At 51.9% G+C, this 25,478-nt stretch carries 22 protein-coding genes; 9 read left to right on the top strand and 13 right to left on the bottom strand.

Annotated features, from left to right (window positions below):
• Window positions 1-37: 37 nt before the first annotated feature.
• The 3 genes from clpB to NK662_RS06985 form a co-directional block, all read right to left on the bottom strand.
• Complete coding sequence (gene clpB, locus NK662_RS06995; protein ID WP_254758201.1) at window positions 38-2,632, bottom strand: ATP-dependent chaperone ClpB; 2,595 nt, start codon at window positions 2,630-2,632, stop codon at window positions 38-40.
• Between the two features lie 84 nt (window positions 2,633-2,716).
• Entirely contained in the window at window positions 2,717-2,902 is a 186-nt protein-coding gene (locus NK662_RS06990) for a YjzC family protein (protein ID WP_254758200.1), read from the bottom strand.
• 72 nt (window positions 2,903-2,974) lie between these two features.
• The gene (locus NK662_RS06985; RefSeq protein ID WP_254758199.1) at window positions 2,975-3,313 is read right to left on the bottom strand and encodes a transcriptional regulator; all 339 of its coding nucleotides are present in this window, start codon (window positions 3,311-3,313) and stop codon (window positions 2,975-2,977) included.
• Between the two features lie 289 nt (window positions 3,314-3,602).
• On the opposite strand from NK662_RS06985, the gene NK662_RS06980 reads away from it, so the two are divergent.
• The 4 genes from NK662_RS06980 (at window position 3,603) to NK662_RS06965 (ending at window position 6,152) form a co-directional block, all read left to right on the top strand.
• On the top strand, window positions 3,603-4,409 hold the full coding sequence (locus NK662_RS06980; protein WP_254758198.1) for a Cof-type HAD-IIB family hydrolase: 807 nt from the start codon (window positions 3,603-3,605) through the stop codon (window positions 4,407-4,409).
• A gap of 91 nt (window positions 4,410-4,500) precedes the next feature.
• On the top strand, window positions 4,501-4,647 hold the full coding sequence (locus tag NK662_RS06975; RefSeq protein ID WP_254758197.1) for a competence protein: 147 nt from the start codon (window positions 4,501-4,503) through the stop codon (window positions 4,645-4,647).
• Window positions 4,647-4,841: a DUF3813 domain-containing protein gene (locus NK662_RS06970; RefSeq protein ID WP_254758196.1), complete on the top strand. Its 195-nt coding sequence runs from the start codon at window positions 4,647-4,649 to the stop codon at window positions 4,839-4,841. Before NK662_RS06975 ends, NK662_RS06970 begins: the two co-directional genes overlap by 1 nt.
• A gap of 57 nt (window positions 4,842-4,898) precedes the next feature.
• Window positions 4,899-6,152 carry a cytochrome P450 gene (locus NK662_RS06965; RefSeq protein WP_254758195.1) on the top strand — a complete coding sequence of 418 codons (1,254 nt, stop codon included), beginning with the start codon at window positions 4,899-4,901 and terminating at the stop codon, window positions 6,150-6,152.
• Window positions 6,153-6,190: 38 nt separating this feature from the next.
• On the opposite strand, the gene NK662_RS06960 is transcribed toward NK662_RS06965, so the two are convergent.
• Window positions 6,191-7,051 (bottom strand): YitT family protein, encoded by an 861-nt coding sequence (locus NK662_RS06960; RefSeq protein WP_254758194.1) that lies wholly within the window; start codon window positions 7,049-7,051, stop codon window positions 6,191-6,193.
• A gap of 143 nt (window positions 7,052-7,194) precedes the next feature.
• On the opposite strand from NK662_RS06960, the gene NK662_RS06955 reads away from it, so the two are divergent.
• Window positions 7,195-7,326 carry a DUF3941 domain-containing protein gene (locus tag NK662_RS06955; RefSeq protein WP_254758193.1) on the top strand — a complete coding sequence of 44 codons (132 nt, stop codon included), beginning with the start codon at window positions 7,195-7,197 and terminating at the stop codon, window positions 7,324-7,326.
• Window positions 7,327-7,580: 254 nt separating this feature from the next.
• On the opposite strand, the gene NK662_RS06950 is transcribed toward NK662_RS06955, so the two are convergent.
• Window positions 7,581-8,453 carry a CvfB family protein gene (locus NK662_RS06950; RefSeq protein ID WP_254758192.1) on the bottom strand — a complete coding sequence of 291 codons (873 nt, stop codon included), beginning with the start codon at window positions 8,451-8,453 and terminating at the stop codon, window positions 7,581-7,583.
• Between the two features lie 142 nt (window positions 8,454-8,595).
• On the opposite strand from NK662_RS06950, the gene NK662_RS06945 reads away from it, so the two are divergent.
• Both NK662_RS06945 and NK662_RS06940 read left to right on the top strand, forming a co-directional pair.
• Window positions 8,596-9,087 carry a YajQ family cyclic di-GMP-binding protein gene (locus NK662_RS06945; RefSeq protein ID WP_254758191.1) on the top strand — a complete coding sequence of 164 codons (492 nt, stop codon included), beginning with the start codon at window positions 8,596-8,598 and terminating at the stop codon, window positions 9,085-9,087.
• 175 nt (window positions 9,088-9,262) lie between these two features.
• The gene (locus NK662_RS06940; RefSeq protein WP_438503599.1) at window positions 9,263-9,550 is read left to right on the top strand and encodes an ArsR/SmtB family transcription factor; all 288 of its coding nucleotides are present in this window, start codon (window positions 9,263-9,265) and stop codon (window positions 9,548-9,550) included.
• Between the two features lie 56 nt (window positions 9,551-9,606).
• On the opposite strand, the gene NK662_RS06935 is transcribed toward NK662_RS06940, so the two are convergent.
• From NK662_RS06935 to NK662_RS06910, 6 genes are all read right to left on the bottom strand, one after another.
• Window positions 9,607-11,904 carry a glycoside hydrolase family 65 protein gene (locus NK662_RS06935; protein WP_254758190.1) on the bottom strand — a complete coding sequence of 766 codons (2,298 nt, stop codon included), beginning with the start codon at window positions 11,902-11,904 and terminating at the stop codon, window positions 9,607-9,609.
• Window positions 11,905-11,971: 67 nt separating this feature from the next.
• Window positions 11,972-13,015, bottom strand: a complete 1,044-nt coding sequence (locus NK662_RS06930) for a LacI family DNA-binding transcriptional regulator (RefSeq protein WP_254758189.1) — start codon at window positions 13,013-13,015, stop codon at window positions 11,972-11,974.
• Between the two features lie 139 nt (window positions 13,016-13,154).
• Complete coding sequence (locus tag NK662_RS06925) at window positions 13,155-14,687, bottom strand: alpha-amylase family glycosyl hydrolase (RefSeq protein ID WP_254758188.1); 1,533 nt, start codon at window positions 14,685-14,687, stop codon at window positions 13,155-13,157.
• A 24-nt stretch (window positions 14,688-14,711) separates the two neighbouring features.
• Window positions 14,712-15,554 (bottom strand): sugar ABC transporter permease, encoded by an 843-nt coding sequence (locus tag NK662_RS06920; RefSeq protein WP_254758187.1) that lies wholly within the window; start codon window positions 15,552-15,554, stop codon window positions 14,712-14,714.
• Window position 15,555: 1 nt separating this feature from the next.
• Window positions 15,556-16,848 (bottom strand): sugar ABC transporter permease, encoded by a 1,293-nt coding sequence (locus tag NK662_RS06915; RefSeq protein WP_254758186.1) that lies wholly within the window; start codon window positions 16,846-16,848, stop codon window positions 15,556-15,558.
• Window positions 16,849-16,942: 94 nt separating this feature from the next.
• Window positions 16,943-18,208: a sugar ABC transporter substrate-binding protein gene (locus NK662_RS06910; protein WP_254758185.1), complete on the bottom strand. Its 1,266-nt coding sequence runs from the start codon at window positions 18,206-18,208 to the stop codon at window positions 16,943-16,945.
• 341 nt (window positions 18,209-18,549) lie between these two features.
• Here NK662_RS06910 and NK662_RS06905 point away from each other — a divergent pair, with 341 nt between their 5' ends.
• Complete coding sequence (locus NK662_RS06905) at window positions 18,550-20,295, top strand: alpha-glycosidase (protein ID WP_254758184.1); 1,746 nt, start codon at window positions 18,550-18,552, stop codon at window positions 20,293-20,295.
• Window positions 20,296-20,333: 38 nt separating this feature from the next.
• On the opposite strand, the gene NK662_RS06900 is transcribed toward NK662_RS06905, so the two are convergent.
• Complete coding sequence (locus NK662_RS06900; protein WP_254758183.1) at window positions 20,334-22,736, bottom strand: glycogen/starch/alpha-glucan phosphorylase; 2,403 nt, start codon at window positions 22,734-22,736, stop codon at window positions 20,334-20,336.
• Between the two features lie 203 nt (window positions 22,737-22,939).
• Window positions 22,940-23,821 carry a helix-turn-helix transcriptional regulator gene (locus NK662_RS06895; RefSeq protein ID WP_254758182.1) on the bottom strand — a complete coding sequence of 294 codons (882 nt, stop codon included), beginning with the start codon at window positions 23,819-23,821 and terminating at the stop codon, window positions 22,940-22,942.
• 126 nt (window positions 23,822-23,947) lie between these two features.
• Between NK662_RS06895 and NK662_RS06890 the strand changes: the two genes are divergently transcribed.
• Window positions 23,948-25,306: an MATE family efflux transporter gene (locus tag NK662_RS06890; RefSeq protein WP_254758181.1), complete on the top strand. Its 1,359-nt coding sequence runs from the start codon at window positions 23,948-23,950 to the stop codon at window positions 25,304-25,306.
• The last annotated feature ends 172 nt before the right edge of the window (window positions 25,307-25,478 follow it).

The raw sequence follows: 25,478 nt of genomic DNA, 5'->3' as shown, positions 1-25,478 counted from the left end.
GCAGATGCAGGCATAAAAAGACCCTGCCGAGGCAGGGTCAAACCACAACAAGCTCTCCGTCCCGGACATCCACTGTTACCGTGCTGTTATCGTGAATGTGTCCGGCAATGATGGCCCGGGCCAGCTTCGTTTCCACGTGGCGCTGGATGTAGCGCTTCAGCGGGCGCGCCCCGTAAGCCGGGTCAAAGCCGGCCGAAGCGAGGAATGCCTTTGCCGCATCCGTCAGCTGCAGCTGAATCTGCCGCTCCGCCAGCCGCTCCTGCAGGCCGCGCACCATTTTGCCGACGATGCCGACAATTTCGCTTTGCGTCAGCGGCTTGAACAGGATGATCTCATCCACCCGGTTCAGAAACTCCGGCCGGAAGTGGCTGCGCAGCTGCGCCATGACAGAGCTTCGTGCAGACTCGGCAATGCTGCCGTCCGCCTCGACGCCGTCCAGCAGGTAGTGCGAGCCGATGTTGGAGGTCATAATGACAACGGTATTTTTGAAATCGACCGTCCGGCCCTGGGAGTCCGTCACCCGTCCGTCATCCAGCATCTGCAGCAGCACGTTGAATACTTCCGGATGCGCTTTTTCAACTTCATCGAGCAAAATGACGGAATACGGCTTGCGGCGCACGGCTTCTGTCAGCTGTCCGCCTTCCTCATAGCCGACGTAGCCCGGAGGCGCCCCGATTAAGCGTGATACAGCGTGCTTTTCCATGTACTCGGACATATCAATCCGGATTATCTGCTCCTCACTGTCAAACAGAGCCTGCGCCAATGTTTTTGCCAGCTCTGTCTTGCCGACGCCGGTCGGACCGAGGAAGAGGAAGGAGCCGATTGGCCGGTTCGGGTCCTGAATGCCGGCGCGCGCCCGCAGGACGGCATCAGACACAAGCTGCACCGCCTCCTCCTGGCCGATGACACGCTCAGCCAGGATGCTTTCCAGCCGCAGCAGCTTTTCCCGTTCGCCTTCTACCAGCTTGGTAATCGGAATGCCTGTCCAGCGCGCCACAATGCCGGCAATTTCCTCCTCCGTCACTTCCTCGCGCAATAAACGCCCTTCCTGCTGCTTGGCAGCTGTCTCCGCCTCTGCAGCCTTCAGCTCCTTTTCCAGCGCCGGAATGCGACCGTGGCGCAGCTCTGCCGCCCGGTTCAGGTCATAGTCGCCCTCCGCTTTCTCCAGCTCATGGCGCAGGCGTTCGAGCCGCTCACGCAAGCCGCGCACCCGTTGAATCTCTTCCTTCTCACTCTGCCACTGCGCCCGCATCGTTGCTGTCGTTTCTTTCAAATCCGCCAGCTCCCGCTGCAAGGCCGCCAGCCGCTCCCGGCTCCGCTCATCCGTTTCCTTGCGCAGCGCGGCATCCTCAATTTCCAGCTGCATCATCCGGCGCATGACTTCATCCAATTCTGTCGGCATGGAGTCAATTTCGGTGCGGATTGTCGCACATGCCTCATCCACAAGGTCGATCGCCTTATCCGGCAGAAAGCGGTCAGAAATGTAACGGTCGGACAGCGTGGCGGCTGCCACCAGCGCCCGGTCATGAATGTTCACGCCATGGTGGATTTCAAAGCGCTCCTTCAAGCCGCGCAGGATCGAGATCGTATCCAGAACCGTCGGCTCCTCGACCAGCACCTGCTGAAAGCGGCGTTCAAGCGCCGGGTCCTTCTCAATATACTTGCGGTATTCATCCAGCGTGGTCGCACCGATGCAGTGCAGCTCGCCGCGCGCGAGCATCGGCTTCAGCATGTTGCCGGCATCCATGGCCCCTTCCGCTTTCCCGGCGCCGACAATCGTATGCAGCTCGTCAATGAACAAAAGAATGCGCCCTTCGCTCTCTTTAATTTCCTTCAGCACGGCCTGCAGCCGCTCCTCGAACTCGCCGCGGAATTTCGCGCCGGCGACAAGGGCGCTCATGTCCAATGAAAAAATCGTTTTATCCTTGAGGCCTTCCGGCACATCTCTGCGCACGATGCGCTGCGCCAAGCCCTCGACAATCGCCGTTTTGCCGACGCCGGGTTCCCCGATCAGCACCGGATTGTTTTTCGTTTTCCGCGACAAAATGCGGATGACGCGGCGAATTTCGCTGTCGCGCCCCACCACCGGATCAATCTTGCCGAGACGCGCCTCTGCCACAAGATCACGTCCGTATTTCTGTAATGCTTCATAGGTTCCTTCCGGATTTTGGCTTGTCACGCGCTGATGCCCCCTTACCTCCAGTAATGCCTTCAAAAGCGGTTCGCGCTGTACGCCGAACTGCCCCAGCAGCCGGCCCAGCTCGCTCTTTTCCTCTGTGAACGCCAGCAGCATATGCTCCACGGACATGTAATCATCCTTCAGCCGCTTCGCTTCCTCCTCCGCCCGGACAAACAGCTGCTGCAGGCCGGCAGTCACATATACCTTGCCGGCTTCCGCACCGCCGCCACGCACCTGCGGCCGCTTGCCAAGCAACCGCTGCACCTCCTGTGAAAAGCGCTCTGTATCCACCTGCAGCTTCTGCAAAATTCGTCCCGCGAGGCCGCCCTCCTGCTCCAGCAGCGCCGCCAGCACATGGATGCTGTCAACCTCCTGGTGGAAATGAGCGGCTGCCATCGATTGCGCCGCAAGTATCGCCTGCTGCAGCTTTTCCGTCATCCGATTCAAATCCATATGAAAGCCTCCTTTTGACCTTTATTGACCTTTATGTATATTATACAAAAAAGCTGCCCCCTTTACCAGAGGACAGCTCCCTTCTCAATGCCCGAACTTTGGTTTCTTCGTCCAGACACGATCATCATTTGTTGTTTCCGGAAATCTGTCCCCGGCATGCAGGCGGATGGATTTCGGGTCGCGCACGCCGCTTCCTGTTTCGCCGATTTCCACATATACTCCACTGTTAGGCGCTTTTTGCCCAGGCTTGAACTGATGATTTTGTCCCATGCTGTTGGCCCCCTTCTCATGGTTGCTGCATCTATAGTATGTACCGGTTGCGCCTCCATTCCCCTGTTATGTTTAGGAAATCGTCAGCACCTCAAACTCGCTTGCCAGCTTCACAAAATCCTGCATGGTGCCGATTTCGCCCACCGCAAGAGCATCCGCTACCTCATATGCCTCGGCACAGGTTTTACATGCCAGCATTCTTGTGCCGCGTCTCTCCAGCTCCTGCAGATGCACATGGACAAGCGACTGCTCTGTCATGGCGAGCACACCACTGTTCATGCAAAATACCGCATACGGCACCTGCTCCTGCTGCTTCAGCAGGGTGAAAAATGTCTCCAAAATCACTTCGCCAAGCGCCTCATTTCCTTTTCCGATCACATTTGAACCAAGCAGAACAACCTTTTGCTTCATCCGGATCCCTCCTGTACAGGCTCATCATATTCGCTTATGTTACACATATACATAAAAAAAGAACTGACCCACAAGGAGGCCAGCCACAAAGGAGAGTCAAACAACTTATACGAGAAGATTACAATGCTTATTATAAAAGCTTCACTGGGAGATTGTAACCCATTTCACAATTTCTCCAAAAAACCGAAACAGTTTTTTGAATTTTTATCCATTGCGCTTGACAGCCTAATATAGACAGCTTTTTCGCAAAGTCGTAAGATAGGAACAAACAGGTAAGAAAGGGGATACCATGGAAAAATACCTCATCGCCGTAGATTTGGACGGCACCCTGCTCACAGACCAAAAAACCATTTCTGAACGGACCAAGAACACAATTGCGAGGGCCCGGCAGCTCGGGCACCATGTCGTCATCTCCACGGGACGCCCGTACCGCGCAAGCTATATGTATTATCAAGAAATGGGCTTAGATACACCCATCATTAATTTTAACGGCGCCTATATCCATCACCCGCTTGATCCGTCCTGGGGCACGTACCACACACCGCTTGAGCTGGAGACCGCGCACACCATTATCCGCGCCTGTGCCGATTTTGGCGTGAAAAACATATATGCGGAAGTCATTGACGATGTGTATGTGCGGGAGATTGACGAAGGCATGCGGCATATTTTCCAATTCGGTTCGCCGAAGGTCTATACAGGCGATCTCCTCCATCTTCTTGAGGATGCGCCGACGTGCCTCCTGATTGATGCCCATGAGCATGAGGTGGAGTCCATCCGCGCGCATCTCACCGATGTGCATGCGGAAGTCATTGACCACCGCCGTTGGGCCGCGCCGTGGCATATTGTCGAGATTGTCAAGAGCGGCATGAACAAGGCAGTCGGCCTGCAGCGTGTTGCCGACTTCTATGGCATTCCACAGGAGCGCGTTGTTGCCTTTGGCGACGAGGATAACGACTTTGAAATGATTGAGTTTGCCGGACACGGCATTGCCATGGGCAACGGTATTGACGAGCTGAAGCGCCGCGCCAACGCTGTGACCCTCTCCAACCAAGATGACGGAGTGGCCGTTTACTTGGAGAACTTGCTTCGCCTGTAACGCCTTTCCATCTATACTTTCCCCCCTGCTGTACATACTATAGAGGACACCGCAAGTGTCAGTTCTGCAGACCTAAAGGGGGAATATGACAATGGGTAAGAAGAACCGATCCAAGCGTCTGATCCAGCAAGGCAGCGATTCTGTATCGCTTCATGATGCACGATTCCCTTATCGTATGACTTTAGCCGAAGCAGAGGCACAGAAAGAGCGCAACAACTCGCCACTTGGAGGTATATAATGGGCAACCTATTATTCCAGCAAGCAAGAGATATGGTGTCGCAGGCGGTGCAATGCAGCACATCCGAGCAGTCTGAATTGGTCGAGAAGGCAAAAAACGCGCTTTCTTCCGCATATGTACATTCTACAAGCGCGGAGAAAATTCAGCTGCGTGAGATGCAGGATCAGCTGCAAAATATGTCCCAAAATCAGTAACGCAGGAAGAGGCTGGCACATGCCAGCCTCTTTTTCCGCAAACAGGAGGGTGCAAGGATGGAAAACATGCGGCCGATGCCCCGCGACAAGGGCTTTGACCATACTTTGGATCTGCTGCGGGAAGGCTATCTGTTCATCTCCAGCCGCTGCCGGCGCTATGGGACAGATGTGTTTCAAACACGCTTTCTGGGCATAAAAGTGATTTGCATGAGCGGCGAGGAAGCGGCCCGGCTGTTCTATGACGATGACAAGTTTCAGCGAAAGGGGGCCATTCCAAAGCGCCTGCAAAAAACAATGGTCGGGGAACACACCGTACAAACACTGGACAGCGCGGCACACCGGCACCGCAAGCAGTTGCTTCTTTCACTCGTGGATGCAGGGCACCTGCAGCGGCTTTCAGACATTGCCCGGGAGGAATGGCTGGGGACTGTGTCTTCCTGGGAGCAGCAGGAGCAGATCGTGCTGTTTACAGAAGCGCGTAAAATTTTTTACCGGGTGGCCTGCCGCTGGACCGGCGTGCCGCTTCAGGATGTGGCGGACATGGCCGAAGCCTTCAGCGATCTTGTGGCTGCGTTAGGTGCTTTTGCGGGTCCCCGCTACCGGGAAGGAAAGCGGTCGCGCAGGAAAGTGGATCGCTGGCTGGTCTCCCTTGTGAAGCAGGTCCGGTCCGGTGAGCTGCAGACTGATGAAGAGCTGGCTCTGGCCCGCATTGCCCGGCACCGCGATTTGGATGGGAAGCTGTTGGACAGCCGTATTGCCGCTGCCGAGCTGAACAATTTTTTACATACGGTTACATCCGCTGCCATCTATGTCGCCTTCGGGGCGCTGGCCCTGCATGAGCATCCGCGCTGCCGGGAGCAGCTGCTCGGCGGCGGCATGTCCATCGACTGGTTCATCCAGGAGGTGCGGCGCTTTTATCCATTCGGTCCTTTTATCGGGGCAAAAGTGCACCGGTCCTTTGTTTGGCGCACTTACACCTTTCCGAAAGGAACCCGCACCCTTCTCGATATTTATGGGACAAACCGTGATCCCCGCCTTTGGGAAGAGCCTGATGTCTTTCGGCCGGAACGGTTTCAGGATTGGCATGGCGGCATATTCGCATTCATTCCCCACGGCGGCGGTGAGGCGCTCGGGCACCGCTGCGCCGGAGAACAGGCGACGATGGAGCTGCTGCGGGCAGCTTTTACTGTACTGCTCCATCACATCACTTATGCTGTTAGCCCGCAGAATACTGGCTTCAGTCTGAGCCGGATGCCGACAGTGCCGCGGGACGGCCTGATTCTGCAGCAGGTGAAGATGACCGCACAATGAAGAGCCGCCTCCAGGCTTTGGAGACGGCTTTCTTCCAATCAATCCTTACGAAACAGCCCCATCACTTCTTCCGTATGCAGCACGTTCACAAACGCACTCGAATCCACCTCGGTAAGCACGCGCTTCAGCTGGTACAGCTCATACCGTGTGATAACAATCATCAGCACGTCCTTCACCTCATCCGTAAATCCCCCTTTTGCCGACAAGGTGGTGATGCCGCGCACGAGGCATTGATGAATGGCCTTTCGCACTTCCGGCCCCTTTTTCGTCACAATAAAAGCAGTAATTTTCACGTGTCTTGTATGGATGGCATCAATAACACGCGAGGATACGTACAAAGCCACCAGCGTGTATAATGCCTTTTCTCCGCCATACAGAATTCCTGCTGCAAGGATAATCAGGGAGTTAAATACAAAAAAATAGGTGCCGAGCGGTTTTCCTTTTATCCGGGACAGAATAAGCACCACGATGTCCATGCCGCCGGTGGAAGCTCCCCATTTCAGCGTTAACCCCGTTCCAAATGCAGAGACAACCGCGCCGAACACCGCGTTCAGAATGATATCATGCGACATCCGATAAATGGGCACAAGCTCCAAAAACAGCGTCATAAAGGCAACACTGATGAAGCTGAAGATGGTGAAATCCTTGCCGACCATGCGCCAGGCCAAAATGATCACGGGGATATTAAATAAGATGTAGAGCGTCCCGGTGGAAACAAAGAAGGGCGTGTAATCTTCAATCACATGCGACAGCAGCTGCGACAGCCCGGCAAAGCCGCTGGCGTAGATGTTGGCCGGGGTCAGAAACAGGTTCATGCCAATGGCATTCAGCACACCCCCAAGCGCTACAATGGCAATCTTCTTGCTCAGCTCTGCCGGATTCAACTTTGGTAGACGCAATCCCGCCACCCGCCTTCCTCAAGATGTATTACACATAGTCTGTGCGGAAACGGGGACGATAAACATAGAAAAGCGGAGCCGGCTGTTCAGCCCACCGAAGGGAGGCTCCGGCCGCCCCACATTTCATGAAGGAGGATACGATCATGCCAAAAACAAGCGATAACGACAAGAAGAAACAGGACCATAATGCCGAACGTATGCTGAAAAACCAGCAGGAGCAAGCAAATTATCAGGCAGGCAAGCACGATTACTCCAAGAAAACAGACCATCGTTAAGAAAACAGGCAGGAATCCTGCCTGTTTTCCTCATTTTTAGACTGTCTGAGATATGCGTTGGAGAGAATTGTTTCATTTTTAAAGAGGATTGTTTCACTTTTTGAAAACATTGTTCCATTTCTTAAAAAGATTGTTTCATTTTTCAGGAAGATTGTTCCAATTACACCAAAGCCCCCGAAGCAATCTCTTTCACTTCCGCTTCTTTTGTTCCATCCCGCACACAATTGTTTCACACCGCAAAAAAAAGCCTCTGATTACTCAGAAGCCTTCTCCTCACGCACAAAATATGTCCAGCCTTCCTCTTGATACACCTTGCCGTCCTTCATCAGCTTGCCAAGCGCCCGCTTGAAGGCTCCCTTGCTCATGTTAAAGCGTTCCTTAATATCCTCAGCGCCCGTCTTATCGCCAAACGGCATCGCGCCGCCGCGGCCTTCCATATACTCGTAAATGCGCTCGGCATCCTCTTCCATGCCCTCCTGCTTGCGCGGCAGGAGTGACACGTTGATCGTGCCGTCTTCCTTCACCGCAATGATGCGGCCCTCCACGCGCTGGCCCAGGCGCGGCTCTTCCCGGCGCTCCGACTCATGGACAAAGCCAAGGAAGTGCTCATCTGTCAGGATGAAGGAGCCCACCCGCAGTGAGCGGTACACGCGGCCGGCCACGTTTTTATTGAACATGGACTCTGTCGCATCCACCGCCAGCTCCTCCATATCCTCCTGGCGCGCCAGCTTCGCAATGAGGCGATCATTCCGCGTCGCTTTCAGGATGCAGTACAGCTCGTCCCCTTCCTCCGGCCACACACCGTAGAAGCCCGGCAGCTCATCCTCCGGCACGAGAATGTCCTTCGCAATGCCGATGTTTACAAATACGCCGAGATTTTTCATCACAGAGACCACGCTCACCCAGCCGAAGTCCTCTGTCGTGATTGCCGGTGTTTTCATGGTAGCCGTAATCCGGTTCTGATTATCAGAATAGATGAACACGTCAATCTCGTCATCCACCTCAATTTCCCCTGCCACTTCATTATTGTGCAGCAGCACTTCCTCTTCCTCTGTTCCAACCATATAGCCGATGTCCGTCTGGCGCAGCACGCGCACCTGTTCAATTGTTCCAAGCTGTAATGTCATTTCGTAAACCCTCTCTATGTAAAAGATATCTTTAGTGTATCCAAGCAATGCTCTCCATTATAGCATGTTCCTGTCCATATTTGTCCATTTTGCCAAGTTTTAATATAATAGGAATAGACATTGTTTTTTGGAGGTGGAATGTATGTCAAAGGAAAGCTCTTTTGATATTGTATCCAAAGTGGAAATGCCCGAGGTGACAAACGCAATCAACCTCGCGCTGAAGGAAATTGGGACGCGCTATGACTTTAAGGGAAGCAAAAGCGACATCAAGCTGGAGAAGGAAGAAATTGTGCTCATTTCCGATGATGAGTTCAAGCTGAATCAACTGGCAGATGTGCTGATCAGCAAGCTGGCCAAGCGCAACGTGCCGATTAAGAACCTGGAATACGGCAAGGTGGAAGGCGCATCCGGCGGTACCGTACGCCAGCGCGTCACGCTGAAGCAAGGCATCGACAAGGAATTGGCGAAGAAAATCAACACAATCATTAAGGACACGAAGCTCAAGGTGAAAAGCCAGGTGCAGGATGACCAGGTGCGCGTAACAGGCAAGAACCGCGACGACCTGCAGGCGATTATCGCTGCCGTGCGCGGGGCAGATCTGCCAATCGAACTGCAATTTATTAATTACCGCTGATACATACAAGGGGCATCTGCATATTTCAGATGCCCCTTCTCTGTAACAAGAATGCGATTCCTCTTGCCAATGCCGTTACAGTCCCATTACAAAGAAATAACAATCACAAATCAATCATTTTATTTTGATATTATATTCCTGAGCTAATAAACCTATAAAAAGTGGAGGGATGAACATGCTGGCAATTTCAAAGGAGCGATTTGAAGAGGTCGCAGATCAATTGCGCGTCTTGTCGCACCCGACACGACTGCAAATTATGAGCCTGCTGTTTCAAAACGAAAAAATGAATGTATCAACCATTCATGCGACACTGGATATCCCGCAATCTACGGCAAGCCAACATATTTCCAAATTAAAATCTGCAGGCTTGGTGCAAGGGACGCGAGATGGCTTGGAGATTCTGTACGAAGTCAATAAGGAAAATGTTCAAGAGCTGAAGCAAGCCATTCAAAAGGCTTCGTAAGTACAGGCTCCCGACACAGCAAAAAGCGCCGGATTCATCCGGCGCTCTCCCAAACCTTACTTGCGCAATGCCACCGATACCGTGCCGTTCTCAGGCAGCGTAACAGTCTCCTCATACACCTTCACCTGCAGATCACTGCCGCCAAACTGCGTCAGTGCAACAGCCTCCTGTGTGACATCCACCTTGAAGTTGTGATTGCGGTACACAATCTTGAAGGAGAAGCTGTCCCAGGCAGACGGAATGAACGGGCTGAAGGACAGGGACTCGTTCGCTGTGCGCATGCCGGCAAAGCCTTGGACAATGCCAAGCCATGCGCCTGTCATGCTTGTGATGTGCAAGCCGTCTTCTGTATCGTTGTTGTAGTTATCCAAATCCAGGCGCGCTGTGCGATTATACATTTCGTACGCCTTTTCCTCCATCCCGAGCTCCGCCGCGAGAATTGCATGGACGGATGGGGACAGGCTGGACTCATGTACGGTCATCGGTTCATAGAACTCGAAGTTGCGGCGCTTCTCTTCCGTTGTGAAACGGTCGTTCAGGAAGTACATGCCCTGCAGGACGTCCGCCTGCTTGATAAAGCAGCTGCGCAAAATTTTGTCCCAGGACCATTTCTGGTTCAATGGACGGTCCTCCGGCGCGAGTGTGTCCACTGTGCGCAAATCCTTATCCAGGAACGTATCGTGCTGGACGAACACACGCAGCTCTTCGTCATATGGATAGTACATCTTCTCCACAATTTCACGCCACTTCGCCAGCTCTTCCTCCGTAATATGGAGTCCGGCTACGCGGTCGCTGTGCCCGTTCGCCTTGAGATGTTCCACGGTCTGCAGCGTATACTCCAGCGTCCAGGCCGCCATCGTGTTTGTATACCAGTTGTTGTTGACGTTATTTTCATACTCGTTCGGGCCTGTGACACCGTGCATCATGTACTGGTCCTTCTTCTTGTTGTAGTGCACACGGTCCGCCCAGAAGCGGGAGATGCCTGTCAGCACGTCGATGCCATACTCATGCAGATAAGCCTTGTCGCCTGTATAGTTGACATAGTTGTATACCGCGTAAGCAATTGCGCCGTTGCGGTGAATTTCTTCAAAGGTGATTTCCCACTCATTATGGCACTCGATGCCTGTGAAGGTTACCATCGGATACAGGGCGCCCTTCAGGCCTTGCTTGCCGGCATTGATATGCGCTTCCGGCAGCTGGGTGTGGCGGTAAATCAACAGGTTGCGCGCCACCTCCGGATTGGCTGTGCCGAGGTACAACGGCAGCGCGTACGCTTCCGTATCCCAATATGTCGCACCGCCGTACTTTTCGCCTGTGAAGCCCTTTGGCCCGATGTTGAGACGCGCGTCCTCGCCGTAGTACGTGGAGAACAGCTGGAACAGGTTGAAGCGGATGCCCTGCTGCGCTTCTGCGTCACCCTTGACTTCCACATCCGCGATTTCCCAACGGGAGAGCCAGCCTTGGCGGTGCTCGGCAAGCAGCGCTTCATAGCCTTTCTCTTCACTGCGCGCCAGCACCTCTGCTGCCTTGTCAAGCAGCTCATTGCGGGCATAGTCGCGGTCTGTTGTGACAGCCACGTATTTGTACAGCGTCACCGGGCTGCCGCTTTCCGCCTTCACATCAATCACATTTTCCACGTATTCATGCTCATTGTTTACTTCCAGGTCGACAACCTTGCCGTCCACCGCAATTTTCATGGCTGCCGCCACTTCAAATGTAGGCGTGCCGAACGGATTCTCCTTCGTGCGCATGACAATGGAGCCGCTGTATTCGCCGGCCTCCTTGCTTACCTCTGTCCAGAAGTCCTCATCATAGTTGGAGTCTTCATTGCGCACATCGCCGTCCAGATACGGGACGAACTTAATTTTGCCGCTGTAATTCTTTGGTGTGACGGTATACTTGATCACCGCAAGCTCCGGGTCTGCGACAGACAGGAAGCGGACAGCCTCCACATCTGTTTCTCTGCCGCCGTGCTCAATTGTGAACCTGCGTGTCAAAACACCATGCTGCATATCAAGTTCGCGGTAGTATGCTGTTACATTTGCCGTGTACAAATCAATTTCCTCGCCATCCAAAAAGACGCGGATGCCGATATAGTTCACTGAGTTGATGACTTTGCCGAAGTAGTCTGGATAGCCGTTTTTCCACCAGCCCACACGTGTTTTATCCGGGAACCACACCCCCGCGATATAGGAGCCGCGATGGAAATCGCCGGAATACAGCTCTTCAAAGTTGCCGCGCATCCCCATACGGCCGTTGCCCAAGCTCGTCATGCTTTCCGCGAGGCGGAATTCTTCTGTGTGCAGCTCTGTCTCAACAATCTTCCATTCATTCACTTGAAATAAACGCTTCATGTTCTCACACCCTGTTCTCATAATATGATAATGCAATCGGTTGCGCTTTTATGTAAACCAGCTATGCTCAAGAAGTGCATAGCTGATCCTTCACAATTTGCTTGCAGGTTTGCCGTCTCACAATTTTGTACGGCACGATAATGCTTTTCGGGGCGAAATGCGGCTGCTCCACCCGTTCAATCAGGCTTTTCGCAGCCTCATAGCCAAGCTGGAAAATGCGCACGTCCACCGAAGTCAGCGGCGGCGATGCCAGCTCTGAAAAAATAACATTGTTGAAGCTGGCGACCGATACCTCATCCGGCACCATATGCCCGCTTTCGGCCAGCGTGCTCAGCACGCCGAGCGCCATCAGGTCGTCTGTCACCACAATTGCTGTCGGCGGTTCCGGCATGGACATCAGCTGCTCAACCGCCTGCTGGCCGCCTTCCCGATCAAATTCCATATAAAAGATATAATCGTCGGGAAGCGGCAAGTCCGCCAGCTTCAGCGCCTCACGGTATCCGGCAAGCCGTTCCTTTGTTACCATCAGGTCAGGGCTGCCGCCAATGAACGCAATTTGCCGGTGGCCCAGGGAAATGAGGTATTCAGTGACCTCTCTCCCGGCCGAGTAGTTGTCATTATCAATATACGTGATGTCTTCACTTATATGATGCGGCTTGCCGATTAATACAAATGGGAATTCCTGTTCCACTAAATACTTTGTCACTGGGTCATCAACACGTGAATACAACAGCACAATGCCGTCCACTCGTTTTCCCTGCACCATCTTGACAACGCCTTCAAAGATTTCCTGCTCCGTTTCCCCTGTTGACATATATAAAGAATAATCTTTAATGTGTGAAAAGGAGCTGATGCCACGGATTACCTCAGGGAAAAACGGATTCTGAAACGATTTGTTCGCAGAGCTCGGCATAATGACCCCGAGTGCCTGCGTCGTCTGGTTCGCCAGGCTGCGGGCATTCATGTTCGGATGATAGCCAAGCTCATCCATGATCCGGCGAACGCGCTTCTTTGTTTTTTCACTGATTCTCGGGCTGTCGGCGATAACGCGAGATACCGTGGACGGTGCAACATTTGCCTGTCTGGCCACGTCTTTAATCGTTACAGCCATACACACCATCCTTTCCCGGATTGCTCCAAGTGCTTCTATTATATCATCAAGAGCATACGCCTTCGCTTATGCCGCATGAAGTTTTCTTTTTTGCCACATCTGCCATGCAGCTTGCTTATAGGATTCCCCAAATACACGCCTAATTCTTCTTGCGCCGCCTTCTCGCAAGAATCAGGAAAATGGTAAACAGCACATATACGCCGGCGATGGCGCCGATGAAGCCCCAGTTTAAGCCGGTGCGCTCTGCCAAAGCATATACATTTGCCGTCTCCCGCTTCAGCACGAGAGCATAGGAGCCATTCTCCTCGCGTACAAGGTCATCTGACAAAAGGCCACGCAGCTCTTTATTTGCGGCCAACTGCCCGCTCGATAAAGTCACCTTTTTCGTCTCCGTTGTGTTGTTGATGGCGATGACAGTCGTTTCCTTTTCATATGTGCGCTTGAACACGCTCATGCCATCCTGATCATACAGCATTTCAAAGGTGCCGCGACGAAGCGACGGCAGCTGTTGGCGCAGCTCGCCCAATTTCGAGATATAATCCTGAAAATCCTTATCTGTTTTAAAGTCCATGATCCGGCGGTTGTCCGGGTCCGGGCCGCCATCAAGGGCAATTTCCGTTCCATAGTACATGATGGGAATGCCGGGCGATGTCAAGAGATAGGTTAAAGCCATACGCAGCCGCTTCGGCGGATACTGCTTGTTTTCCAGTGCCACGCGGGTAAAGCGCACCTGGTCGTGATTATCAATAAATGTGCCAAGCATGTACGGGTCCTGATACAGCTGCTGATCGCGCTCCCACTCATTATACAGCCGATCCGGCGACACCCCGGGCTTGCTGAAGGCATCCGTAATTTCCTTATAATACGGGTAATTCAAAAAGGCGTCAATGCCTGTATCCTTATATTCGGACACATATTTCGGATCCTCGGAAAGCACCTCGCCGATGAAGAAGAAATTCGGATACTCCTTTTTAATGGACGAAACGAATTCCTTCAGGAAATCCTTCGGAATATGCTTAATGGCATCCAGGCGGAAGCCATCCACTCCAGTCTCTTTAATCCAATATTTCGCATTGTCAATTAAGAATTTTCGGACATCAGGATTTTCATGGTTCAAATCCGGGAGGCCGAACAGCCAGTTGTTCTCCAGCTCCGTCTGATCATCCCAGTTTGTAATGTCCTGCTGCGGGTGGAACCAGTCCTTCTTTGCCGGATCGTTCAGCCACGGATGGTTCGGGCCGGTGTGGTTGGCGACATAATCCAAGATGACCTTCATGTTCCGCTTATGCGCCTCTTTCACAAGCTTTTTCATATCCTCCATGGTGCCGAAGTGCTCGTCCACCTTGCTGAAATCCTTCGGCCAATAGCCGTGATACCCGCCGTCGACATTATCCACGACCGGCGTCAGCCAGATGGCCGTAAACCCCATTTTCTGAATGTAATCGAGACGGTCTGTAACCCCTTTCAGATCGCCCCCCGTGTAAGACTTTAAATCTGTCGGATCTGCATCCTTGCCGTCATTTGCCGGATTGCCGTTTTGAAAACGGTCCACCATGATAAAATAGATGGATTCATCCTGCCAGTGTCTCTCTTCTTTTTCAGCAGCTTCTGCGGGAAGTGCATAAAAAAGAAGAAACGGAATCAGCAACAGCAGCGTTATAGCTTTGCGCATCTCCGTTCCTCCTCCCCAGTCTTCTTACCCCTTCGTACCGCCTGCCGTCAAACCGGAGACAAAGTACTTTTGCAGGGATAAGAACAGTATAGCAATTGGAAGGGCAATTAGGACAGACCCTGCAGCGAATTCTGTGAACTGATTTCCGAATTCTTTGGAAATCATATCATACAGTCCAATTGCCAACGTATATTTCTCTTCTGAGCGAATGAAAATCTTGGCCAGGATAAAGTCAGTGAATGGGCCGATGAAGTTGAACAACGCAACAACGGCGATAATCGGCTTTGCCAGCGGCATGACAATCTGCCAGAAAATCCGGAAATGTCCTGCGCCGTCAATGCGCGCTGACTCATCAAGCTCCTTCGGAATGGTATCCAAATATCCCTTCATAAGCCATGTGTTCATTGGAATGGCTCCGCCCACATAGATGAGAATCAAACCAAGATGTGTATCCAGCAAGCCTGTTAATTGGCCCAATACGAACAGGGCAATCAACGCCGAGAAGTTCGGCACCATCTGCAAAATCAAAAATGTAACCAAGCCGTTTTTGCGCCCCACAAAGCGGTAGCGGGAAAAAGCATACGCGGTGAAGCTGATGGCCAGCACAGAGAAGAACATGGTCGCAATACAAATCTTCAGCGTATTCCAGTACCAGAGCAAATAATTGTTTTTGCTTTGGTCAAACAAATCCCGGTAGTGGTCGAGCGTTGCATGCTTCGGGATCATGGAAGAACCGGACAAGCTGTCGCCTGGATTGAAGGACGAACCGACAATCCACAGCAGCGGATAAAAAATCACAACAGCCATCACCAAAACCACAAGATACGAAAGCGTCAGTCGAATTGTTTTTTGTGTTTTTAAATTCATCTTACATCATGTCCTCTTCTTGGAATGATTTTGTTCTGCGGAACTGCCACAGCGCCACAGTAATGACGACAAGAGACAGAAGAAGCGTGATGGCTGCCGCCTTTCCATATTGAGAAGATGTCATCGTCAGGCTGTAAATCCAGGAAATCAGGATATCCGTTCCGCCGGCGTTTTGGTTTTCCACAGCCGGTCCGCCGCCGTTGAACAAGTAAATAATATTGAAGTTATTGAAGTTAAAGGTATACTGCGTAATCATAATTGGCGCTGTCGCAAACAAAACAAGCGGCAGCGTAATCTTCGTGAACTTCTGCCATGCGGAAGCGCCGTCGATTGTCGCAGCTTCGTACAAGTCAGCCGGAATGGCCTGCAGCACCCCTGTCACCATGGAGAAGATGAATGGGAAGCCGAGCCACATTTGAATGAGAATGACGGCGATCCGTGTGTACAGCGGATCGGTCATCCACGGCTTGGGATCGATTCCAAGCATACTTAAAACCTGTAGGTTAATTGCACCAAAAGATTCGTTAAACATACCTGCAAACACGAGAATGGATACGAATGCCGGAACAGCCCAAGGCAGAATGAAGATGGTCCGGATGATCGCTTTCCCTTTTAAATCAGGCTGATTCACCAAGATGGCCAGGAATACACCAAGCGCCACCTGCAGTGTTGTCGCGATAAACGTCCATGCCAATGTCCATCCAAGCACATTGATGAAGGTATCGCGCCACAGCGGAAGTGTAAAGACTTCTACAAAGTTCTGCAAGCCAACCCAGTCAACGAGCTTCGCCGGCGGGGAATGGTACAAATCATAGTTTGTGAAGCCAAGCAGGATTACGAAGATGATCGGGAATACAACAACGAAGACAAGAAGAATGAATCCCGGAGTAATCATCAAATAAGGGAAACCATTATCCATCAAATTGTGGAACTGCTCTCTTACCGAGTTGAGCCGTTCACCGTGATCGCGCTTTCTCCCATTCACATAGGCATCACGCAGGTTGAACGCGTAAACACCGAGACCGAACAGCAGCACAATGACGGCCAGAATCCCTTTTACCAGCAGGAATATAGAGTGGTCGCGCGGCACTTCTGTACCGAGTGTCACAATGCCCCACAAGCCCATGTTTAACAAATCTTGAAATACAATGAAGAAAGATGCGGTCAATACAAGCAGTGCAATTCCTTTTACGATCTGGCGGTTATACAGCTGGCCAAGTCCGGGAATGATGGACAGCAGCATCGCTGTTTTTGCATGCTTTGAGCTGTTAGTTGGTTGTACAATGCCTTCCATTTCTCTGGGTTCCCCCTTCTCTTACTCATCACCCGCTATAAATAGGTATTTGTACCCCTCCCATGCGAAGGGGTACAAATGCAGTTGAGTCTACTTATTTTTTATGGTTTGTCTTAATGTTTGTCTCAATTTGCTTCACAGCATCGTCAAGCGCTTTTTGCGGAGCGGTGCCCTTGTTGATCATCAGCTGAAGCGCGCTTGCAGCCGGTGTCCATACTTCGCCCATTTCCGGAATGTTCGGCATTGGGACTGCAACCTTGGATTGCTCGGCAACTGCCTTGGAAGCTTCGTCAGTAATAGAATCGATTACTGTCTTCACAGGCGGAATTTCCTTTGTTGCTTCAAAGCGCTTCTTGGAGTTCTCTTCGTTCGTGATGAACTCGATGAACTTCTGTGCCAAATCTTGTTTCTTGGAGAAGGACGTTACATGGTAGCCTTTTACGCCCATGAATGTCTTTACTGGCTGGCCGTTCGCAAGCTTCGGCATTGGCGCTACACCGTAATCGATCTTTGCGTTGCCATAGCCTTGGAATGCCCATGGTCCGTTCATAACAGCGGCAACTTTGCCTTCGTTGAACAGCGCATCAAGCTGAGAGCCGCCCTTTTCGCCGATGATACCTTTCGGGAACAAGCCTTCCTTGTACCATTTTGTGATAAATTCCGCACCTTGTACGGAGCCGGCATTGTTCAAGCCAAGCTTTGTTGGATCCAGTGTGCCGTTGTTATTTTCGAATACGTAGCCGCCGTAGCCTGCCATGATGCCTTCTGCAAAGTAGAAGTTATCCCACAATGCCAGGAAGCCGTAGTTGCCGTCTTTTGTGAAGCCCTTGGAGAAGGTATACAGATCTTCCAATGTTTTCGGAACCTGATCCTGCGGCATCAGCTTTTTGTTGTAAATAAATACAGGCGTTTCTGTTGCCTTTGGAAGGCCGTACAGCTTGCCCTGGAATGTTTCAGCTGAGATGGAGGATTCTGTGAACTTGTCTGTCACAGACTTGTCAGATTTCAGTTCTGCAAGCAAGCCCTCTGTTACCGCGCCGCCGATTTGGTCATGCGGGATCGTGATTACGTCCGGGCCTTTGCCGGCCGGCCCATCAAGGCGGAGCTGCTTAACCTGGTCAGTTGTGCCGATCTCTTTAATTTTTACCTTAATGTTGTTGTCCTTCTCGAACTGTGCAACTGCATCCTTAATGCCGTTCACCTTGTCCTTGTCTTCCCAAACAAGCAATTCCTTGGAGCTGCTCGCACTCTTGTTGTCAGTTGCCGTCTTATTGCCTTCGTCCTTTGGTCCGCAGCCAGCCAGCATTCCTGCCGCTAAAGCCGGAATTGCAACTAGAGATAGCGCTTTTGCTTTCTTCATAAGGTAAAACCCCTCTCCTAATGATGTGAGTGAATGAGATTAAAATGTTCAAACGTTTGCACACACCGTGCAAAAAAAATTGCAAAACAAGTGAAAACGTTTGCACCTTTCATGACCTTATTATACAACTATGAATCTTTTTTATTCAAGTGTTTTTTTCAGATTAGAGAACACATTCCGACAAAATATTACTTAAATGCGAACGACATTTCCAAAAAACTGGAATCGTTACCCAAAAATTGGCGCTTTCATAATTGACTTTCCCGACCAGAGGTACTAACCTAAAACATGATAAGGCAATCGTTTGCCTTTCTATATCTTCTATATATGGAGGAATAAGGATGCTAAGAGAAGCCATTTACCACCGTCCGAAATCCAACTATGCCTACGTCTACGATAAAAAAACACTGCATATTCGCCTGCGCACGAAAAAGGATGACGCGACAGAAGCCACACTCATCCATGGCGATCCCTATGATTGGGCAGAAGGCGAGTGGCAATGCAAGACAAAGCCGATGGAGAAAATTGGCACAACCGGCCTGTTCGATTACTGGTATGCGGAGATTCAGCCGGACTTCCGCCGCCTCCGCTACGGATTCCAGCTGACAGACGGCAAAGAAACACTCGTATATACAGAGAAAGAATTCTTCACGGAAATCTTTAAAAAGGATACAGCCCCCTACTTCTGCTTCCCTTATTTAAATGCAGAGGACATTTTCGATGCTCCGGATTGGGTGCGCGACACGGTTTGGTATCAGATTTTCCCGGAACGCTTTGCAAACGGCGATGCCTCCAATGATCCGAAGGGCGCCCTGCCATGGGGCAGCGCGGAACCGACGCCGACCAACTTCTTCGGCGGCGACTTCCAAGGGGTCATCGACCATATCGACCATCTGGCGGAGCTCGGCATAACCGGAATTTACTTCACTCCGATCTTTAAGGCAACAACAAACCACAAATATGATACGGTTGATTATATGGAAATTGATGAGCAGTTTGGCGATAAGGAGACCTTCAAGCGCATGATCGAACTGTGCCATCAAAACGGCATTAAAATCATGCTCGATGCTGTATTCAACCACAGCGGCTTCTATTTCCCGCAATTCCAGGATGTCTTGGAAAATGGAGAGAAGTCCAAGTACAAGGATTGGTTCTATGTATGGGACTATCCTGTGCAAACAGAGCCGATGCCGAACTATGACACATTTGCCTTCACCCACATGATGCCGAAGCTGAACACCTCCAATCCGGAGCTCCGGGAATATTTGTTGGAGGTCGGACGCTATTGGGTGCGCGAGTTTGACATTGACGGCTGGCGCCTGGACGTTGCCAACGAGGTATCCCATGACTTCTGGCGTGAATTCCGCAAAGAAGTGAAAGCAATCAAAAAGGATGTCTATATCCTCGGCGAAATCTGGCATGATTCCATGGCCTGGCTGCAGGGCGACCAGTTTGATGCCGTAATGAACTACCCTTACACCCATGCGGCCATCCAATACTTTGCGAAGGATGAAATCTCAGCTGAAGAGTTCACTTACCGGACAACTGATGCGATGATTATGTACCCGGAGAACGCTTCCGAGGTTGCCTTCAACCTGCTGGGAAGCCACGATACACCGCGCATCCTGACAGTGTGTGATGACAACAAGGACAAAATGAAGCAGCTCTTCCTGTTCCTTCTGTCCTCCTCCGGCACACCTTGCATCTATTATGGCGACGAAATCGCCATGACAGGCGAGCAGGATCCAGGCTGCCGCAAGTGCATGATTTGGGACCAGGAAAAGCAGGACCGTGACATGTTCGGCTTCCTCTCTTCCCTGATCCGTCTGCGCAAGGAGAATGAAGCCTTCGGCAACCGCGGCACCTTCCGCTTCGTAACAGCTGACAGCAGCAAAAACTATGTGATGTACACCAAGACAGCGGCAAGCGAAACGCTGCTGTTCACACTGAACAACTCCGATGAGCCGGTAACAGTGACTATTCCTGAGGCATTCGCCGGCGCATCCGACCTGTTCACAGGCGAGAAGCCGACAGGAAGCACATTGACTGTCGCGCCTCACGGGTATCAAGTATTAACTGTAAAATAAGCAAGAGGGGCAAATCTGCCCCTCTTTTTTTCTGCGCTTTACAGCTTCTCCAAATGCCAAATGTCCTTCACATACTCCTCAATCGTCCGGTCAGATGAAAAGTAGCCGGCATTCGCAATGTTCACCAAACTCATGCGCTGCCAGACGGGGCGGTTGCTGTAGCACATGGCCACCCGCTCCTGCGCCTCCTTATAGGCTTGGAAATCACGCAGTACAAAATACGGATCATTTTCCGTCAGCAGTGAGTCATAAATCGGACCGTACTCATAGGCCGTTCCGCCGAAGGAACCGTTCGTGATCTGGTTCATAATCTGCTGCAGCACCGGGCTGTTATGATAATACTCCCAAGCATTGTAGCCGCCGTTCTGGTAATAGCTCAGCACTTCCTCCGAGCGCAGCCCGAACAGGAAGAAATTATCGTAGCCGACACGTTCAAAAATATCGACATTGGCGCCATCCATCGTGCCGATTGTCAGTGCACCGTTGAGCATGAACTTCATATTGCCGGTGCCGGATGCTTCCTTCGATGCCGTGGAAATCTGTTCACTGACATTGGCAGCGGGGATAATAAGCTCGGCCAGCGACACGTTATAGTTTTCAATAAAAATTACCTTCAGCATGTCCCGTGTCCGCGGATCCCCATTCACCCGCTCGGCCACCGCATTGATCAGCTTGATCACCTTTTTCGCCACATAGTAGCCCGGAGATGCCTTCGCCCCGAAGATGAAGGTTCGCGGCACATCCAGACAGGAATTCGGATGCTCCTTCAGGTGATTGTACAGCGAGATGATATGCAGCACATTGAGCAGCTGCCGCTTGTACCCGTGCAGCCGTTTAATCTGCACATCAAAAACTGAGTTCTCATCCACCGCAATGTCATAGCGGCGCTGAATGAAATCCGCAAGCTTCCGCTTTTGCATTTGCTTGATTGTATAGGCGCGGTCCTGCAAGCCGGCATCATCCACATAGGCCTGCAGCTGCTGCAGCTGATCCGGATCCCGCTTCCAGCCATCCCCGATCAGCTCTGTAATCGTCTCCGCCAGACGCGGATTGGCCTTCATAAGCCAGCGCCGGTGGGTGATGCCATTCGTTTTATTGTTGAACTTGTGCGGCTCGTACTGATAAAACAAGTTCATTTCCCGATTTTTTAAAATCTCCGTATGCAGCGGCGCCACGCCATTGACGCTGTAGGTTCCCGCAATGGCCAGATGCGCCATTTTCACCACATCATGCGCCACAATGGCCATATGCTCAATCCGCTGCCAATCTCCCGGATAGCGCTCCCACAATGCCCGGCAGAACCGCTCATTGATTTCCTGTACAATCAGGAAGATGCGCGGCAGCAGCGGCTGAAACAGACGGATCGGCCATTTTTCCAGGGCCTCGGAAAGCGTCGTATGGTTCGTGTAGGACATTGTTTTCGTCGTAATCTCCCAGGCTTCATCCCAGCCGAGCCCATGCTCATCCAGCAGCAGGCGCATCAGCTCCGGAATGGCCAGCACCGGATGTGTGTCGTTAATATGAATCGCCACATGCTCATGCAGCTGCCGGATGCCCCGGTGCTGCTTCAGATAGGTGCGGATGATGCTGTGCAGGCTGGCGGACACAAGGAAATACTGCTGCTTCAGCCGCAATATTTTCCCTTCATCATGCGTGTCATCCGGGTACAGAAACTCTGTAATGCTGTCTGTGGCCCGCCGGTAGTCCATCAGGTTTGTCCGGAACACGCTTTGGCGCGGATTCGGCTCTGCATTCCACAGCCGCAGGGTATTGACTGTCTCCGTGCCATAGCCGACCACCGGAATGTCGCTCGGCACCGCCAGCACTGTCTCGGCATTCACATGGCGGAATCCAAGACGGCCATCAATCTCCTCCGTCTTCACCTCGCCCCAGAAGTTCACTTCCACACTCTCATCCGGGCGGCGCACCTCCCATACATACCCGTGCAGCAGCCATTGGTCCGGATATTCCACCTGATAGCCGTTCACAATGCGCTGCTCGAATAATCCATGGCGATAGCGGATGCAGGAGCCGTGCCCCGGATAATCAAGAGAAGCAAGCGAATCGAGGAAGCAGGCAGCCAAACGGCCCAGGCCCCCGTTTCCAAGGCCCGCATCATCCTCAAATTCTTCGACCTCCGGCAGGGAAATGCCCAAGTCGCGCAGCCCCTTATCCACCACCTCGCGGATTCCGAGATTCAGCAAATTGCTTCCAAGCAGCCGGCCGATGAGAAACTCAATAGACAGATAGTACAACTGCTTTTTGCCGCCTGAGCGGATTTTTTCATTATTGGCAATCCAGTCTCCACTGACATGCTCGCGGATCATATAGCCAAGCGTATGGTACTGCTCCTGCAGGGTGGAATCCTCAAACCGTTTGCCAAACCATGTCTCCAGCCGTCTTTTGAAGGCAGCCTGAAACTGCTCCTTATTTTCAAACATAGGTTGATACACTCCTTCGCTCTCCAAACACAATGCCTGCATAGGGATTGGTGCCGGCAGTCGGCTCCCTCTCAACTCCCCCTTCATCCAAATGCACAAAGCCTATTTTCACCCATCCCGCGCGACGCTAATCACCAGTTTAGCAATTTACTCCAAGGTCGTTTCAATGCTTCTCCAGACCCTGTACAGAAAAGAAGACAGCATTAGCTGTCTTCCCTGCCCCCTATCCGGATATCCCGCTGCACGGCGCGCCGGTATTCCTGCGCGCTCATTCCCTCACGCTTGCGGAACAGCCGGGAGAAATACGCCTCATCCTGCACCCCCACCAGCTTGGCAATCTCCTTCACCTTCGCGCTTGTACCCGCAAGCAGCTTCTTTGCTTGCGCCAGCCGCACTTCATTCATATACTGCAGCGGGCTGATTCCCATCGTTTTTTGCATGCAGCGCGCCAGGTAATCGGCATGATAGTGCAATTCCTCCGCCATGTCCGCAATTTGAATATTGTCGGCATAATGCTTCTTGATATAGGTGACAACCTGCTCCGTCACCTTTTCCGCCGCGCTCGGAATGGCCAGCGCCTCCTTCTGCAAAAACAGAAGCAGCTTATAGAATTGCAGGGGCTGCTGCAGCTTTTCCTCTACAGAAATCGCCTCATTCAGCCCAAGCAGCTCCTCCATGAGCCGTTCGCCCGACTCCCGGTTCTGCAGCCGCCCATATTGCGGGATGCGGAGCAGGTACTGGGCCGGTTCGGTAAAGGTTTCTGTTTTCACCAAAATATCCGTCCACTGCAGGTGCTCTTTTGCCGGGACGTCCGCCTCCATTCCGGTAAAATGCAGCCAAAAATAATGGGTATCCTCTTCACACGGGCGGAATCCGTGATGCTCGAGGCCCGGCTTGAGAATCAAGTATCCCCCAGCCCCCACAGCGAACTCTTCCTCCCCCTCCCGCATGAATAACGTACCATGCTGCACATACAGCATGTCGTATACCGTATACACCCGATGAAAGTGCTTTTTCCCTTTTTGAAATACGCCGCGTCCGCCTGTAATAAACACGGGGAGTGGCGGCACCGAAAACGCTATCATAAAATCCGCCCTCTCCATAAGTCGGTTTTATCCAATTTATTTCGCTTCACTCTCTTTTTATTATACGTAATGCTCTGTAAACTAATTATGGTTCAAATGTCGCTTTTTGAAAAGGAGGTTGTCTGATTGACACAGAAAAGTGCGCCATCCTTATCTCTTTTTAAGATTACTTGGCCTATTTTCATAGAAGTACTGCTATATATGCTCATGGGCAATGCTGATACCCTGATGCTCAGCCAATACTCTGACGACTCGGTCGCGGCTGTCGGCGTCGCCAACCAGGTGCTGAATATCACCATCGTCATGTTCGGTTTTGTCGCAGCCGGCACCGCCATTCTTGTGGCGCAGCACATGGGGGCGAAGGAGGAGCCGACTGCAAAAGAGGTGGCGGTTGTTTCCCTCATTGCTAATGCTGCATTCGGTCTCTTCATCAGTTTATTCGTCTTTTTCCTATCAAAGCCAATTCTGGGCGCCATGGGAATCAATCATGATCTCATGCCCCGCGCGGAAGCATTCCTTTCCGTTGTCGGCATTTTCTCGTTCGTGCAGGCCATCATCATGACGGTGAGCGCCATCCTGCGGAGCTACGGCTACACGCGCGATACGATGTTTGTCACCATCCTGATGAACATTTTGAATGTGACAGGAAACTATTTCGTCATCTTCGGGCCATGGGATATTCCGGGCGAAGCCGGTGTAGCGTGGTCCACCAGCATCAGCCGGGCCATCGGTTTGGCAATCGTATTTTCACTCCTGTTCAAACGGACCGGCAACATGTTCCGGGCCGTCTCGCTGACGCCGTTTCCAAAGCATCATTTGCGCAACCTGTTGCGAATCGGCGTTCCGGCAGCCGGAGAGAATCTTTCCTATAATGCCTCACAGGTGGTCATCACCTTCTTCATCACCATGCTCGGCACACAAGCGCTGACAACAAAGGTGTACGCCCAGAACCTGACGATGTTCATTTACCTGTTCGGCCTCGCAATCGGCCAGGGCCAGCAAATCATTGTCGGCCAGCTTGTCGGCGCCGGACGCTACAAAGAGGCCTACCACAGCTGCCTGCGCGGCTTGAAAATGTCTATTCTGGTGGCAGCCTGCATGGCCGGCGTATTCTCCCTGTTCCGTAACTCGCTGTTCTCTCTGTTCACCGACAATGCGAGCATCATCCAAACAGGGGCCACGCTGGTCCTGCTGACAATGATCCTGGAGCCGGGCCGGGCCTTCAATCTCGTGGTCATTTCCGCGCTGCGGGCAGCTGGAGATGTGAAGTTTCCTGTCTACATGGGCATTCTCTCGATGTGGGGTGTCAGCATCCCGCTTGCCTATCTGTTCGGCATTCATTTCCATCTCGGCCTCGCCGGCATTTGGATCGGCTTCATCGCGGACGAATGGCTCCGCGGCCTGCTGATGCTTTGGCGTTGGCGTTCCCGTGTCTGGGAAACAAAATCCTTCGTGGCACCAAAATCTCTTTCCGAATCAGTCTGAGCCTCAGACTGATTTTTTCATTCCTTCATCACCGCATTTCATGTTAACTATCCTCACACTTAATAACGCTTACACCCTATTTTTTATACTTTTTCTGGAAATAATCACTTGCAAAATGTAAAACCAGCGAATAACATGTTAAACATAACGTATTATGTTATAAAAACTAACA

Origin of the sequence: Ectobacillus ponti, from assembly GCF_024294785.1 — a bacterium.
GTDB classification, from domain to species: domain Bacteria; phylum Bacillota; class Bacilli; order Bacillales; family Bacillaceae_G; genus Ectobacillus; species Ectobacillus ponti.
This window is presented reverse-complemented; position numbering and strand designations above follow the sequence as displayed.

What these genes read in the sequence shown, in the direction of transcription:
- clpB (WP_254758201.1), bottom strand. Translation starts at nt 2,632, where the DNA reads ATGGATTTGAATCGGATGACGGAAAAGCTGCAGCAGGCGATACTTGCG.
- NK662_RS06990 (WP_254758200.1), bottom strand. Translation starts at nt 2,902, where the DNA reads ATGGGACAAAATCATCAGTTCAAGCCTGGGCAAAAAGCGCCTAACAGT.
- NK662_RS06985 (WP_254758199.1), bottom strand. Translation starts at nt 3,313, where the DNA reads ATGAAGCAAAAGGTTGTTCTGCTTGGTTCAAATGTGATCGGAAAAGGA.
- NK662_RS06980 (WP_254758198.1), top strand. Translation starts at nt 3,603, where the DNA reads ATGGAAAAATACCTCATCGCCGTAGATTTGGACGGCACCCTGCTCACA.
- NK662_RS06975 (WP_254758197.1), top strand. Translation starts at nt 4,501, where the DNA reads ATGGGTAAGAAGAACCGATCCAAGCGTCTGATCCAGCAAGGCAGCGAT.
- NK662_RS06970 (WP_254758196.1), top strand. Translation starts at nt 4,647, where the DNA reads ATGGGCAACCTATTATTCCAGCAAGCAAGAGATATGGTGTCGCAGGCG.
- NK662_RS06965 (WP_254758195.1), top strand. Translation starts at nt 4,899, where the DNA reads ATGGAAAACATGCGGCCGATGCCCCGCGACAAGGGCTTTGACCATACT.
- NK662_RS06955 (WP_254758193.1), top strand. Translation starts at nt 7,195, where the DNA reads ATGCCAAAAACAAGCGATAACGACAAGAAGAAACAGGACCATAATGCC.
- NK662_RS06950 (WP_254758192.1), bottom strand. Translation starts at nt 8,453, where the DNA reads ATGACATTACAGCTTGGAACAATTGAACAGGTGCGCGTGCTGCGCCAG.
- NK662_RS06945 (WP_254758191.1), top strand. Translation starts at nt 8,596, where the DNA reads ATGTCAAAGGAAAGCTCTTTTGATATTGTATCCAAAGTGGAAATGCCC.
- NK662_RS06940 (WP_438503599.1), top strand. Translation starts at nt 9,263, where the DNA reads ATGCTGGCAATTTCAAAGGAGCGATTTGAAGAGGTCGCAGATCAATTG.
- NK662_RS06935 (WP_254758190.1), bottom strand. Translation starts at nt 11,904, where the DNA reads ATGAAGCGTTTATTTCAAGTGAATGAATGGAAGATTGTTGAGACAGAG.
- NK662_RS06930 (WP_254758189.1), bottom strand. Translation starts at nt 13,015, where the DNA reads ATGGCTGTAACGATTAAAGACGTGGCCAGACAGGCAAATGTTGCACCG.
- NK662_RS06925 (WP_254758188.1), bottom strand. Translation starts at nt 14,687, where the DNA reads ATGCGCAAAGCTATAACGCTGCTGTTGCTGATTCCGTTTCTTCTTTTT.
- NK662_RS06920 (WP_254758187.1), bottom strand. Translation starts at nt 15,554, where the DNA reads ATGAATTTAAAAACACAAAAAACAATTCGACTGACGCTTTCGTATCTT.
- NK662_RS06915 (WP_254758186.1), bottom strand. Translation starts at nt 16,848, where the DNA reads ATGGAAGGCATTGTACAACCAACTAACAGCTCAAAGCATGCAAAAACA.
- NK662_RS06910 (WP_254758185.1), bottom strand. Translation starts at nt 18,208, where the DNA reads ATGAAGAAAGCAAAAGCGCTATCTCTAGTTGCAATTCCGGCTTTAGCG.
- NK662_RS06905 (WP_254758184.1), top strand. Translation starts at nt 18,550, where the DNA reads ATGCTAAGAGAAGCCATTTACCACCGTCCGAAATCCAACTATGCCTAC.
- NK662_RS06900 (WP_254758183.1), bottom strand. Translation starts at nt 22,736, where the DNA reads ATGTTTGAAAATAAGGAGCAGTTTCAGGCTGCCTTCAAAAGACGGCTG.
- NK662_RS06895 (WP_254758182.1), bottom strand. Translation starts at nt 23,821, where the DNA reads ATGATAGCGTTTTCGGTGCCGCCACTCCCCGTGTTTATTACAGGCGGA.